The organism is Allobosea sp. P1_B10 (assembly GCF_056406735.1).
Genome location: NZ_JBFTZP010000002.1, coordinates 297,286 through 309,900, shown reverse-complemented (window position 1 = coordinate 309,900; position 12,615 = coordinate 297,286). Strand labels below are relative to the sequence as shown.

17 protein-coding genes are annotated in these 12,615 nt (G+C 66.4%); 8 read left to right on the top strand and 9 right to left on the bottom strand.

What is annotated here, in order from left to right:
- Positions 1 to 83: 83 nt before the first annotated feature.
- Entirely contained in the window at positions 84 to 1,268 is a 1,185-nt protein-coding gene (locus tag AC1D2L_RS06190) for a lytic murein transglycosylase (RefSeq protein ID WP_476844957.1), read from the bottom strand.
- 310 nt (positions 1,269 to 1,578) lie between these two features.
- Between AC1D2L_RS06190 and AC1D2L_RS06185 the strand changes: the two genes are divergently transcribed.
- Both AC1D2L_RS06185 and AC1D2L_RS06180 read left to right on the top strand, forming a co-directional pair.
- Positions 1,579 to 1,710, top strand: a complete 132-nt coding sequence (locus AC1D2L_RS06185) for a hypothetical protein (RefSeq protein WP_476844956.1) — start codon at positions 1,579 to 1,581, stop codon at positions 1,708 to 1,710.
- Positions 1,707 to 1,913: a hypothetical protein gene (locus AC1D2L_RS06180; protein WP_476844955.1), complete on the top strand. Its 207-nt coding sequence runs from the start codon at positions 1,707 to 1,709 to the stop codon at positions 1,911 to 1,913. Before AC1D2L_RS06185 ends, AC1D2L_RS06180 begins: the two co-directional genes overlap by 4 nt.
- On the opposite strand, the gene AC1D2L_RS06175 is transcribed toward AC1D2L_RS06180, so the two are convergent.
- Positions 1,910 to 2,122 carry a hypothetical protein gene (locus AC1D2L_RS06175; protein ID WP_476844954.1) on the bottom strand — a complete coding sequence of 71 codons (213 nt, stop codon included), beginning with the start codon at positions 2,120 to 2,122 and terminating at the stop codon, positions 1,910 to 1,912. The genes AC1D2L_RS06180 and AC1D2L_RS06175 overlap by 4 nt on opposite strands.
- 71 nt (positions 2,123 to 2,193) lie before the next feature.
- A complete protein-coding gene (locus tag AC1D2L_RS06170; protein ID WP_476844953.1) occupies positions 2,194 to 3,006 on the bottom strand; it encodes a transglutaminase-like domain-containing protein in 813 nt (270 codons plus the stop codon).
- 228 nt (positions 3,007 to 3,234) lie between these two features.
- Between AC1D2L_RS06170 and AC1D2L_RS06165 the strand changes: the two genes are divergently transcribed.
- Both AC1D2L_RS06165 and AC1D2L_RS06160 read left to right on the top strand, forming a co-directional pair.
- Positions 3,235 to 4,437, top strand: a complete 1,203-nt coding sequence (locus AC1D2L_RS06165) for a pyridoxal phosphate-dependent aminotransferase (protein WP_476844952.1) — start codon at positions 3,235 to 3,237, stop codon at positions 4,435 to 4,437.
- A 51-nt stretch (positions 4,438 to 4,488) separates the two neighbouring features.
- Positions 4,489 to 4,899 (top strand): rhodanese-like domain-containing protein, encoded by a 411-nt coding sequence (locus AC1D2L_RS06160; protein ID WP_476844951.1) that lies wholly within the window; start codon positions 4,489 to 4,491, stop codon positions 4,897 to 4,899.
- Positions 4,900 to 4,924: 25 nt separating this feature from the next.
- Here the strand turns inward: AC1D2L_RS06160 and AC1D2L_RS06155 are convergent, their stop codons facing one another.
- Positions 4,925 to 5,281, bottom strand: a complete 357-nt coding sequence (locus AC1D2L_RS06155; protein ID WP_476844950.1) for a DMT family protein — start codon at positions 5,279 to 5,281, stop codon at positions 4,925 to 4,927.
- Positions 5,282 to 5,313: 32 nt separating this feature from the next.
- Positions 5,314 to 5,574 (bottom strand): SemiSWEET transporter, encoded by a 261-nt coding sequence (locus tag AC1D2L_RS06150; protein ID WP_476844949.1) that lies wholly within the window; start codon positions 5,572 to 5,574, stop codon positions 5,314 to 5,316.
- Between the two features lie 98 nt (positions 5,575 to 5,672).
- Here AC1D2L_RS06150 and AC1D2L_RS06145 point away from each other — a divergent pair, with 98 nt between their 5' ends.
- Positions 5,673 to 6,152, top strand: coding sequence for a YaiI/YqxD family protein (locus AC1D2L_RS06145; RefSeq protein WP_476844948.1), 480 nt, complete (start codon positions 5,673 to 5,675; stop codon positions 6,150 to 6,152).
- A 104-nt stretch (positions 6,153 to 6,256) separates the two neighbouring features.
- Here the strand turns inward: AC1D2L_RS06145 and AC1D2L_RS06140 are convergent, their stop codons facing one another.
- Positions 6,257 to 7,069 (bottom strand): crotonase/enoyl-CoA hydratase family protein, encoded by an 813-nt coding sequence (locus tag AC1D2L_RS06140; protein WP_476844947.1) that lies wholly within the window; start codon positions 7,067 to 7,069, stop codon positions 6,257 to 6,259.
- 142 nt (positions 7,070 to 7,211) lie between these two features.
- Here AC1D2L_RS06140 and AC1D2L_RS06135 point away from each other — a divergent pair, with 142 nt between their 5' ends.
- From AC1D2L_RS06135 to AC1D2L_RS06125, 3 genes are all read left to right on the top strand, one after another.
- Positions 7,212 to 8,186 (top strand): Bug family tripartite tricarboxylate transporter substrate binding protein, encoded by a 975-nt coding sequence (locus AC1D2L_RS06135; RefSeq protein WP_476844946.1) that lies wholly within the window; start codon positions 7,212 to 7,214, stop codon positions 8,184 to 8,186.
- A gap of 105 nt (positions 8,187 to 8,291) precedes the next feature.
- Positions 8,292 to 9,260, top strand: coding sequence for a phosphatase PAP2 family protein (locus AC1D2L_RS06130; protein ID WP_476844945.1), 969 nt, complete (start codon positions 8,292 to 8,294; stop codon positions 9,258 to 9,260).
- A 101-nt stretch (positions 9,261 to 9,361) separates the two neighbouring features.
- Positions 9,362 to 10,498 (top strand): PQQ-dependent sugar dehydrogenase, encoded by a 1,137-nt coding sequence (locus AC1D2L_RS06125; protein WP_476845223.1) that lies wholly within the window; start codon positions 9,362 to 9,364, stop codon positions 10,496 to 10,498.
- A gap of 42 nt (positions 10,499 to 10,540) precedes the next feature.
- On the opposite strand, the gene trmD is transcribed toward AC1D2L_RS06125, so the two are convergent.
- The 3 genes from trmD to rimM all read right to left on the bottom strand — a co-directional run bounded on the left by trmD (position 10,541) and on the right by rimM (position 12,597).
- Entirely contained in the window at positions 10,541 to 11,278 is a 738-nt protein-coding gene (gene trmD / locus AC1D2L_RS06120) for a tRNA (guanosine(37)-N1)-methyltransferase TrmD (RefSeq protein ID WP_476844944.1), read from the bottom strand.
- 133 nt (positions 11,279 to 11,411) lie between these two features.
- Positions 11,412 to 12,089: an HAD family hydrolase gene (locus AC1D2L_RS06115; protein WP_476844943.1), complete on the bottom strand. Its 678-nt coding sequence runs from the start codon at positions 12,087 to 12,089 to the stop codon at positions 11,412 to 11,414.
- Complete coding sequence (rimM, locus tag AC1D2L_RS06110; protein ID WP_476844942.1) at positions 12,070 to 12,597, bottom strand: ribosome maturation factor RimM; 528 nt, start codon at positions 12,595 to 12,597, stop codon at positions 12,070 to 12,072. The genes AC1D2L_RS06115 and rimM overlap by 20 nt, the downstream gene beginning before the upstream one ends.
- Between the last annotated feature and the right edge of the window lie 18 nt (positions 12,598 to 12,615).

Here is a 12,615-nt window from a genome sequence, read left to right as displayed (position 1 = left end):
TTCCGTCATTCTCTGGCGAGGCGAAGCGTGGGCCCGAGAATCCCTGGAAAAAGATCCGTGGGTCAACCGGTGCTGACGCGAGGCTAGACCCGCCCGCTCTTCAGGGCGCGCAACACCTTCTCGCCGGGGCGCCCGGTCTGCGGCATCCCGATCTTGGCCTCGATCTGCTTGATTGCAGCGCGCGTCAGCGCCCCGACCGCGCCATCGGGCTCGCCGACATCGAAGCCGCGCGCGGTCAAAAGGCGCTGCAATTCGCGGCGCTGCTCGCGCGAGAGCGGCAGGTCGTCCGTCGGCCAGTCGCCCTGCACGCCGGGCCGGCCGCGAATCCGGTCCGAGAGCAACGAGATCGCGAGCGCATAGGAATCGGCGCCATTGTAGCTGTAGGCCGCATCGTAGTTCTTGAAGACGAGGAAGGCCGGGCCATTGCGCCCCGCCGGCATCAGCAGGCCGGCATTGCCCGAACCCGACAGCGCCGAGCCGTCGAACTTGACGATGCCACGCGATGCCCAGGACGAGACAGGTTGCTTGGGATTGCGCCCGGTCGGTCCAGAATATCCGCCCGGCACGCGCACCTCATAGCCCCAGCTGGCACCGGTGACCCAGCCTGCCTTGTCCATGAAATTCGCCGTCGAGTGCAGCGCATCGGGGATGGAATCGACGAGGTCGCGCCGGCCGTCACCGTCGCCGTCGACGGCAAGCCGCATATAGGTGGAAGGAATGAACTGGGTGTGGCCGAAGGCGCCGGCCCAGGAGCCGAACATCCGGTCGGCACGGACATCGCCGCGCTGGATGATCTGCAGGGTCGCGATCAGTTCGCCCTTGAAGAAGGCGTTGCGGCGCGGCGCAAGGCAGGCACCGGTCGAGAGCGCCTGGACCAAAGACATCTTTCCGCGCGCCTTGCCGAAATCGCTTTCGACGCCCCAGACTGCCAGGATGGTGTGGCGATCGACTCCGAACCGCTGTTCGGCCGCCGCCAGCGTTGCGCCGTGCTGGCGCAGCATGGCGCGGCCCTCGGCGACCTTCTCGTCGTCGACAAGCGTGCCGAGATAGTCCCAGATCGGAGTCTTGAACTCCGGCTGGTTGTTCATCGCCTCGATCACCTTCATGTCGGGCTCGACGCCCGCCATGACACGATCGAAGGTGGCGCCGGAGACGCCCTTGGCGGCAGCGTCCTGGCGCAGACCGGCAAGACAGGACTGGAAGCCAGCCTGCGCCGAAGCGGCAGAGGCAAGCAGGACGAGTGGCAGGGCCAATGTGAGTGCGCGCATGGGTCTCCACCGAATCGCAAGGTTGCAGCGAAACTAGGGCGCAGGCGTTAACGGAGGTTAACCATAGCGCGCCGCCAACAAAGCGCGTGCGCGCTTGCGCGGCATGTCCTACTCTGGCGGCCTGCTTCGACATGACGAGGCCCGGGCTCAGCCGGGCCCGGCCGCGGCAGGCGAAAGCCGCCCATGACGAAACGACCCAGTGATTTCAGCCGATAGAAGCGGGGACAGGCCGAGACGGCCTGTGCCCGATGCGCGTCCATGACCATCCCGAGGTTCGCATCCCGCGATCCCGCTGCCGAGGAACCCGACCATGTCAAAAGAACAACGCAGCAATCGCGAAGCCAAGAAGCCCAAGAAGGAAAAGCCGAAGGTCTCCGCGGCAGCGCCCTCGACCTTCGCAGCCGTCGTCGCCAAGGCAGCCGGCGGACCGAAGAAGAAATGATCCGCTTCAGGACGATCGATCCGGCCGAGGCGGAAAAGCACGCTGCCAAGCCCTCGGTGAAGGCTCCTGTCGCCGCCGTGCCGGCCGAGGCGCCGGAGGCGGAAGCCGAGGCGACGGAGGCGGAAGCCAAATCGAAGGGCCTCTCCCGCAAGACCCCGCTGCGGGCCAAAAAGCCCGCGGCGAGTGGGCTGTTCCGGGACTAGCTCCCGGCTGTCTTCTCGGCCGTCGCCTTGTCGAGCATGGCGACGGTCTCCTCCAGGCTTTCCTTCACCCCCAGAAGGAAATCCTTGCGGAACGCGATGATCGTGTCGGGCGGCTCGCCTTTGAACGTATAGACGACGCTGACCTGGTCTGGATTGACGAAGACCGGCTTGCCGTCGACCGGCGAGGTGAATTTGCAGAGTTTCGGCATGTGCTCTCGGTTCCGGCGTTTCGTTTCGGTTCGCTCCGCCCTGAAGGCGCGGGCTGGAGCCAGGGCCTGCTCTAGGCCTCCACCACCTCGTCGGTCCAGACCCTGAAGCCCGTCAGCGTATTGGGCCCGAAGGTCGTGGCGATGGCGACATCGGCTGCGTCCCGACCCTGCGCGATCAGCACGCGCCCGATGCGCGGCACGTTGTTGCGTGGATCGAACATCTGCCAGCCGCCGTCGAGATAGGCTTCGAAAGAAGCTGCGAAGTCGCCCGGCGGATAGGGAGGCGGCGTGCCGACATCGCCGAGATAGCAGGTGCAGTAGCGTGCCGGGATGTTCATCGCCCGGCAAAAGGCAATCGCGAGATGGGCATAGTCACGGCAGACGCCCCGCCCCTCGCGATAGGCGTCGGACGCCGTGCGCGTCACGCTGGCATCGTTGTAGTTGAAGGCGATGCGCTGGTGCACGAAGTCGCAGATCGCCTGGACGCGCGGCGCGCCGGGCTGTGTCTGGCAAAACAGCTCCCAGGCGAGGTTGAGCAGCCGGTCGCTGTCGCAGAAGCGGCTCGCGAGCAGGAAGACGAGGCATTCCTCCGGAAGGTTCTCGACCGGGACCTGTCCCGCGCTACGGTTGAAGTGTTCGGGCAGGCCGCTGTCGTTGATGATCGCGTCCGCCGTGATGCGCATCGCGCCCTGCGGCGCCAGCAATCGGCTGCACCAGTTCCCGAAACCGTCGCGATAGGCGCTGACCGGAACCGACGGGGTGATGCGCATGTAGTCGGGGCCGGCCAGATCCGAAACACGGCTGAAATGCACGTTCAGCATGAGGATGACCGGGGTGGGTTGCGGAAATTCGTAGTCGAGCTCGTAGCCGATCCTGAGTTTCACGCGAGGCCTTCCGCGCGCAAGGCGCGCTGTCAGAGAGGGGCTGCTTGGCCCGATGATTTCATCATGCACGTTTCCGGCCAATCTGGCGCGTGCGCTCGCGGCAATGAATTCGCTTCCCTTCTGGCAATGATCAAGCACTCTGTCTTGCGGTGCCGGCGCATGGGTCCTAAACCACGCGCGCGCCGGTACTGGCGCAGTCCTTAGTCCGCTTCCCCGGAGATCAAACCCATGGCCTTTCTTGCCGACGCCCTGAAGCGCGTGAAGCCATCTGCGACCATCACCATCACGCAGAAAGCCCGCGACCTCAAAGCCGCCGGCAAGGACGTGATCTCGCTCTCCGTCGGCGAGCCCGATTTCGATACGCCCGACAATATCAAGGAAGCGGCCATCGCCGCGATCCGCCGCGGCGAGACGAAGTACACGCCGGTGTCCGGCATTCCGCAGCTGCGCGAGGCGATCACCCGCAAGCTGAAGCGCGAGAACGGCCTCGACTACAAGCCGTCGCAGACCATCGTCTCGACCGGCGGCAAGCATGTCATCTACAACGCCCTGCTCGCCACCCTGAACCCGGGCGACGAAGTCATCTGTGTCTCGCCCTACTGGGTCAGCTATCCCGAGATGGTGGCGCTCTGCGGCGGCACCCCGACCTTCGCGCAGACCAAGATCGAGAACGAGTTCAAGCTGCAGCCGGAAGAGCTGGAGCGCGCGATCACACCGAAGACCAAGTGGGTCATCCTGAACTCGCCGTCGAACCCCTCGGGCGCCGCCTACAGCTTCGACGAGATGAAGAAGCTCACCGATGTGCTGATGCGCCATCCCCATGTCTGGGTGCTGACCGACGACATGTATGAGCACCTGGTCTATGGCGACTTCCAGTTCGTCACCCCGGCGCAGGTCGAGCCCGGCCTCTACGAGCGCACGCTGACCATGAACGGCGTCTCGAAGTCTTACGCCATGACCGGCTGGCGCATCGGCTACGCGGCAGGCCCTCAGGTCCTGATGAACGCCATGGACCTGGTCCAGGGCCAGCAGACCTCCGGCACCTCGGCGATCTCGCAATGGGCCGCAGTCGAGGCTCTCGACGGCACCCAGGAGCACATCCCCGTGTTCCGCGCGGCCTTCGAGCGCCGCCGCGACCTCGTGGTCTCCATGCTGAACCAGACCCGCGGCCTGGTTTGCCCGAAGCCGGAAGGCGCCTTCTACGTCTATCCCGACTGCTCGGCCCTGATCGGCAAGACCATGCCGAACGGCAAGACGATCGAGACCGACGAGGATCTCGTCATGGGCATCCTGGAGACGGAATCGGTTGCCGCAGTGCACGGCTCGTCCTTCGGCCTGGGCCCCAACTTCCGCATCTCCTACGCCACCTCGGACGAGAAGCTGGAAGAGGCCTGCCGCCGCATCCAGCGCTTCTGCGCCGAACTGCGCTGAGGCACCCTGTCATTGCGGGCGAAATCCTCTCGCAATGACACCGTGACCGCCATGTTGAACCGCCGCGCCCTGCTGACAGGCGCGGCGGTTTTTCTGTTCCGGGGGGATGCGCTGGGCCAAAGCCCGCTTTCTGCACTGACCGCCCGGCAAGCCAGCGACGGACGTAAAGGCGGTTCTCTGGTCCTGATCGATATCCGCAGCCCCGGCGAATGGGCCGATACGGGCGTGCCACAAGGTGCGATCAGGCTCGATGCAGAGGGCGCCGGCTTCGAGGTCCGCCTCGCCGGCATCAGGCTCGACAATCCCGGCAAGCGCATCGCCCTGATCGACCGCACCGGCGGCCTTGCGGCCTCCGTTCAGCAAAAGCTCGCCGGCCGCGGCTGGCGCGATCTCGCGGCCGTGCGCGGCGGCGTGCTTGGCCCTGACGGCTGGCTCGCGGAAAAGCTGCCGGTCGAGCCCTGAGACCCTGTCGCCGGCCGGCCGCCGTTCAGCCCTTTGCCTGGAAGATGAAGAACGCCCCCGCCGCGATCAGCGCGAAGCCGATGGCATGGTTCCACGTCAGCGATTCCTTCAGCCAGAACACCGAGAAGCCGGCAAAGACGGTGAGGGTGATCACCTCCTGCATCGTCTTGAGTTCGGCTGCGGAATAGACAGCGGAGCCGATACGGTTGGCCGGCACGGCCAGCATGTATTCAGGCAGCGCGATCATCCAGCTCGCCAGGATCGCCAGCCAGATCGCCGTGCTCTTGTAGCTGAGATGCCCGTACCAGGCGAAGGTCATGAAGACGTTGGAGCCGATCAGCATGATGATCGGCAGGATATGGGCGCTGGTAATCGCGGGCATTGGCGGGGTCCGGTGCGGCAGGTGCTGTTGCTCTAGCCGTAACGCAGCTTCATCGCGAGGATGACGAGGACGAGGCAGAGCGTGATGCCATTAGCCGAGATCAGCGGCCAGGACACAAGGTAGAGCCCGTAGCAGAGCCAGAGCAGCACCCCGAGCGCGAACATCCCCTGCGTGAGCAGCGAGATCGCCCGTGTGTCGCGCGTCCTGATCGTATGCACGGCCTGCGGCACCCAGCACAGGGTCGTCAGCGTCGCGGCCGCGAAGCCGAGGAGTTCGATCGAGGAAATCGACATGGACGATCCGGAATCAGATGGCTGCGCCTGCGATGCCATCGACCGCGCTGCAGTGCAATAAGACTTCACCACAGTGACATCGCTGATATAGCTGCCGCATGACGGAAAGCCCCCGCCCTATCGCGATCTATATCGATGCCGACGCCTGCCCGGTGAAGCCGGAGATCTACAAGGTGGCCGAGCGGCATCGCCTGAAGGTCTTCGTCGTCGCCAACAGCTTCATGGCCGTGCCGCGCGAACCCTGGATCGAGCGCGTCATCGTCTCCGACGGGTTTGACGCCGCCGATAACTGGATCGCCGAGCGGGTTGCGCGCGGCGACATTGTGATCACCTCCGACATCCCGCTGGCCGACCGCTGCATCAAGGCGGGCGCCGACGTCATCGGCTCGACAGGAAAACCCTTCACCGAGGCCTCGATCGGCATGGCGCTGGCGACGCGCGACATGATGGAGGACCTGCGCGCCATGGGCACCGCCAGCGGCGGCCCGAAGCCGTTTTCGCCCCGCGACCGCTCGGCCTTCCTTCAGGCGCTGGACCTCGCGATCCAGCGGCTGAAACGCGCGGGGTTCGGCGGGTAATCGTCATTGCGAGCGAAGCGAAGCAATCCGGGGGGGCAGTAGTGCTCGGCGGCTCCTGGATTGCTTCGCTTCGCTCGCAATGACGGCTGCGCCGACCAGCAGCGTCACAAGTCGGAGAAAGTCCCGCCCCTGCCCTTGCCCGCCGCGAAGCGCCCCGCACCTGCCGCGCCTTCGCTCGCAATCGTCTCGACGCCGCCGGCCCATTCGCGCGCCAGCGCCGCGCGCACCGGCAGGCCGTGGCCGGCAATCGCGCTGCGGCGGTCCGCCAGCATTGCGCCCTGCGGAAAGCGTGCGATCTCCTGCGCCATCGCCTCTGCCTCCGCCCGAGCCTGCCCGTCCGGCACGACCCGCTCGCACAGCCCGATCCGCAGCGCCTCCTGCGCCTCGACCTTGCGGCCGGTCATGATGATCTCGAGCGCCCGCCCCTGCCCGACCAGTCGCGGCAGCCGCACCGTGCCGCCATCGATCAGCGGGATGCCCCAGCGCCGGCAGTAGACGCCGAAATAGGCGCTCGCTCCCAGCACACGGACATCGCACCAGAGCGCGAGCTCCATGCCACCGGCAACCGCCGGGCCCTCGACCGCCGCGATCAGCGGCTTGCTCATCTCCAGACGCGACGGCCCCATCGGCCCGCGCGGCGGCGCGCTGCCATCAGCGGGGAACACCAGCCCCTCGACGATCTCGCGGTCGAAGCGCTCGGCATCGGTAAAGGCCTGCGCGTATTTCAGGTCCCAGCCGGCACAGAACGCCCCGCCCTCGCCCCAGAACACGATCGCCGAAACCTCGGGATCGGCATCGAGGGTCAGGAACGCCTCCGTCAGCTGCTCGGCGCTGTCGGGATCCATCGCGTTGCGTGCCTCGATGCGGCTGTGGATCACAGTCGCTACCCGACCGTCGCGCTCGATCCGAATGGACATGCCAGCCTCCCGTAAAGTCATGATCTTGCTTGCAGGCTATACCTTCGGATCGCCGCTCACCTAGCTCTGGACGCATGGCGGCTTTGCCCCTAATTCTCCTGCGCCAAGCCCGTCGCTCAAGCGGGCATCCGGGAGGAAATTCATGTCGTTGACCCGCCGCTCCACGCTCGGCCTGATGGCCGGTGCCGTTTTCGCGCCTTCCGTGGTGCGTGCACAAAGCTTCCCGGCCAAGCCGATCACCGTCGTCGTGCCCTATCCGGCCGGTGGCCCCACCGATGCGATCGCCCGTTTCGTGGCGCAGGACCTCGCGGCCACGATCGGCCAGAACGTGCTGGTCGACAACCGCGCCGGTGCCTCGGGCGCGGTTGGCACCCGCGCCGTCGCCCATGGCGCGGCAGACGGCTACACCATCATCTTCGGCAACAACCAGACGCATGGCAACAACATGTTCCTGCTCAAGGAGCCCGGCTACGACGCGGTCAAGGACTTTGCCCCGCTGGCCGGCGTCGGTGCCTTCGAACATGCCTTCGTGGTGCGCAACGACCTGCCGGCGAAGAACATCTCCGAACTGATCGCACTCGCCAAGGCCGACCCCGACAAGCTGAACTATGGCTCCACCGGCGTCGGCTCCGGCTCGCATCTGGCGATGGAGCTGTTCATGCAGCGCACCGGCATCAAGATGACCCATGTGCCGTTCCGCGGCGCCGCCCCTCTGGTGCAGGAGATCATCGGCGGGCGCATCGACATCGCGAACTCGACGCTGCCGAGCGTGCTGGAACAGATTAATGGCGGCCTGCTCCGGGCGCTCGCCATAGCCAGCCCCGAGCGCAACCCGCGCGCGAAAGACATCCCGACGCTGCGCGAGCAGGGCGTCGCCAATGCCGACGCCGATTCCTGGGCGGCCTTCTTCGCGCCCATCGGCACACCGGCGCCGGTCGTCGACCAGCTCTCCAAGGCGATCATCGCCTCGCTCAACAAGCCGGCTGTCACCGAGGCGATCCTCAAGCTCGGCTTCACGCTGAAGGTGCGCGATCCCGAGGCGTTCAAGCCGTATCACCTCCAGGAGATCGCAACCTGGAAGCAGATCATCGCCGATGCCGGCGTAAAGGCGGAGTAATCGCCGTCTACGACTTCCGGGACAGCGCGTTTTTTAACCAATCGCGTTGACCCGGATTTAAGCCGGCCATGTCATCACCTCGGCATACTCGTGCGGGGCGGCGACATGGCGGGCGACACCACGACACCGGGCACGGCGCGCTCCATGCGATTCGCCTGGGTCCTCATCCTGAGCCTGCTGGCGCTGGATCTTGCCTGGCTTCCGTTCACGCAGGTGACGATCGTGCCCTTCTCGCTGGCGCTGCCGCTCGGCGCGGGTGCTGCCCTGTTCGGCGTCGCCCGCTATTACGAGCGGCTGCGCAACGAGCCGAAATTCGCTGACGCACTCGACTGCATCAGCCAGATCGTCACCTTTTCGGCGGCCGGCGCTCTCTTTTCCTATCTGGTCGTGACACCGGGCTTTCCGATGCAGGATGCCCTGTTCCATGCGCTAGACATGGCCCTCGGCCTCGACTGGCTGGCTTATCTGCGCTGGCTCGACCACCACGCCTGGCTCTCCCCCTGGCTCTCGCTGAGCTACCAGAGTTTCCTGTTCCAGGTGATCATCGTGATCGCCGTCCTGTCCTTCTCCGGGCGCGGCCTTGCGGCGCGAACGATGATCCTGTCGATGATGATCGCCGCCGTCGTGATCATCGCTATTTCCGGCTTGCTGCCGGCTCGCTCAACCTTCGCCTTCCTGAATTTGTCGCCGGCTGATTATCCAAACCTGCGTCCGGCCGCCGCCTTCATCCATTTGCGGGACCTGATGGCGCTGCATGGCGGAGAGGCCTTGCATGTCGATCTCCGGCAGGCCCATGGCATCATAACATTCCCCTCATACCATGCCGCACTCGGCCTGCTCCTGCTGATCGGCGGCTGGCATCATGTCTGGCTGCGCTGGCCGACCTTCCTGGTGAATCTCGCCATGATCGTCGCGACCCCTGTCGATGGCGGCCATTACTTTGTCGACGTCATCGCCGGCCTGGTGATCGCCGCGCTGAGCTACCTGGCATCGTACCGGTTTTTGGCGAACCCGATCGCAGACCGGGCGATGACCGCCACGCCGGCCCCCGGCGCTCTCGTCACGGATCACTGACGTTTGAAGGCCGGGAGAGCAGCTTCGGCTGGTAGGCGGATTGGTTTGCAGCGCGCCCGGGCTTAACTGAGCGACCACGCGCACCAGGAGCCAGCATGCCGATGCCCAGCCCGATCTCGAGATTCGCCGCGAGCGTCGTCGCCAGCGCCACGATCGCCTGCGCATGGCCCGCAGCAGCCCAGCAGCGGTTTCCGTCGAGCGCTGGAGACCTCGTCGTCGAGACGGTTGCGAGCGGGCTGGCGAACCCGTGGGGCCTCGCCTTCCTGCCCGATGGCCGCATGCTCGTGACCGAGCGCCCTGGCCGGCTGCGGCTCGTGGGTATCGATGGCAAGGTTTCGCCCGCGATCTCCGGCGTCCCCAGCGTCGTCGCGCGTGGCCAGGGGGGGCTCCTGGATGTCATACTGGACCCCGCCTTCGCCCAGAACCGTACGATCTATCTATCCTTCGCCGAGGCTCGCCAGGGCGGCAACGGCACCAGCGTCGCCCGGGCCCGCCTGAACGAGCGCGCCACGGCGCTGGAGGGCATGAGCGTGACCTTCCGGCAGATGCCGGCAATCGAGAGCAGCATGCATTTCGGCTCGCGGCTGGTCTTCGACCGGACGGGCGCGATCTTCGTCACGGTTGGCGATCGCAACAGCCAGCGCGCCCAGGCACAGAACCCCGCCAACCATATCGGCAAGGTGATGCGCATCCGGCCCGAGGGCGGAGTGGCGTCCGGCAACCCCAAAAAGGATGGCTGGCAGCCGGAAATCTGGTCGATCGGCCATCGCAACGTGCAGGGAGCGGCATTGCACCCCGATACCGGGCAGCTTTGGACTGTAGAGCACGCCGCGCGCGGCGGCGACGAGGTCAACACCCCCAAGGCCGGGCTCAATTATGGCTGGCCGGTCATCACCTACGGCGTCGACTACTCCGGGGCGAAGATCGGCGAAGGCACCGCCAAGGCCGGCATGGAGCAGCCGCTGTTCTACTGGGACCCATCCATCGCTCCCTCCGGCGCGGCCTTCTACACCGGCAGCGTCTGGCCTGCCTGGAAGAACTCGTTGTTCGTCGGCGCGCTGGCCGGGCAGATCCTGGTGCGGCTGACGACGTCGGGCGAGACAGTCACCGGCGAGGAACGACTGCTGGAGGGCCTCGGCGACCGTATCCGCGACGTCCGCCAGGGCCCCGACGGATTTATCTACCTGCTGGTCGATGATGCCAACGGCAAGGTGCTGCGCGTGCGCCCGGCGCGCTGACCGCCATTGCGGGCGCAGCGAAGCAACCTCGGAGGACGGGCTCTACGCGTCTGGATCGCGTCGCTTTGCTCGCGATGACGGCCGAGCCTCAACCTCCCGCCCAGCCCACAGGTCGGGCCGGCGCTCGCGCGTGATCGCTTCGGCCTGCTCGCGGCGCCAGCGGGCGATGCGGGCATGGTCCCCCGACAGCAGCGCCTCGGGCAGACCCCTGCCCTCCCATTCGCGCGGGCGGGTGTAGTGGGGATATTCCAGCAGGCCGTTCTCGAAGCTTTCGTCTTCGCCCGAAGCTTCCTTGCCCATGACGCCGGGAATCAGGCGCACGCAGGCGTCGAGCAGGATGAAGGCGGCCATCTCGCCGCCGGAGAGGATGTAGTCGCCGATCGAGACCTCGGTCAGGCCCCGCCCCTCGATGACGCGCTCGTCGACGCCCTCGAAACGCCCGCAGACAATGACCACGCCCTCGCCCGATACCCATTCGCGGACCTGCGCCTGGTCGAGCCGACGCCCGCGTGGCGACATCAGCAGGCGCGGACGGGTGTCTTCCGCCGGCACCGCAGCATCGATGGCCGCGCCCAGCACGTCGCAGCGCAACACCATGCCGGCGCCACCGCCGGCCGGGTTGTCGTCGACATTGCGGTGCCGGCCGATGCCGTGGTCGCGGATCTGATGCGTCTCCAGCGACCACAGGCCCTTCCGCAGGGCCTCGCCCGCCAGCGAGGCGCCGAGCGGTCCTGGGAACATCTCGGGATAGAGCGTGAGGACGGAGGCGCGAAAGGGCATCGAGAGGCTCTCTGGGATCCTGGCAGTCAAACGTCGTAGCGAGCGTAAGCCAAGCAATCCAGGGGACGTGGAGTGCTCCGGAAACTGGATTGCTTCGCTTGTGCTCGCAATGACGGAAGGGGCCGGCCTCTTGTCAGAAGCGCAAGGCAGGCAAGTCGCGCAGCGCCACAAAGTCCTTTGCGCTGGCGATGACGTTGTCGAAGCCAGCGACATCGCTCTCGGTCAGCATGGTCAACAGCGCGATCGCGCGCATGTTGGCACGGCGGGCCGCCTCGAAGCCGTTTGGGGCATCCTCGAAGACGATGCAGCGTTCCGGCGCGACCCGCATGCGCTCGGCTGCGCCAAGGAACAGGTCGGGATGCGGCTTGCCGCGAAAGCCCTGGGAGGGCGCGATGATCGTCGCAAACCGCGAGCGCAGGCCGAGCGTGTCGACGACGATGTCGATATTTCCGGGAGGCGCGGCGGAGGCCAGCGCCATGGGAATGCCGGCGGCATCGGCACGCGCCATCAGCTCGAGCAGGCCGGGCAGCGCCACGATATGGTCGCGATAGGCGTCGCGGTAGAACACTTCCTTGTCACGGCCCAGCGCCGCGATCTCCTCGGCGCTCGCCTCGGGGAAGACGGGCCGCAGAATCTCGGCCGATGCCATGCCGGCCGTATGGGCGAAGAAGCTTGCGCGATCGAAAGGCAAACCGTGGGCGGTGTGAAGGCGTTCCCACGCATCCTCATGATAGCGCATATTGTCGACGATGGTGCCGTCCATGTCGAAGATCAGAGCGGCGGCAGGCGCCTCAGGCGTCGTCTTCGGCATCGAACAATCCCTCCGGCGGCTCGGCTTCGATGCGGCGCGCGGCGATGTCGATGCGCGGCGCAAATGCCTTGGTGAACGGCATCAGGATGGAGCGGCCATCGGGGGTGGCGATGTCGAGCAGGTCGCCCGCGCCATAATTGTCGACGGAGGTGACGGACCCCAGGACGGTCCCGTCGGGGCCGACGACGCTGCAGCCGATGAGATCGGCCTGCAGGAACTCGTCCTCGTCCTCGCTGGCGGGCAGCTTGTCGCGCGTCACGAACAGCTGGACACCGTTCAGCGCCTCGGCCGCCTCGCGGGTGGCGACGCCCTTCAGCCGTGCGACCACGACCTCCTTGGCGGCGCGCGCATCGGTGATCTCGAAACGCCGACCCTTCTCGTCGACGAGCGGGCCGTACCCGGCGATCGCCAGCGGATCGCCGGTGAACGCCTTGATGCGGACCTCGCCCTTGATGCCATGGGCAGCGCCGATGACACCGAGCAGGACGAGGTTGTTGTCAGCGGCCATGGCAGCAATTCCGCATGG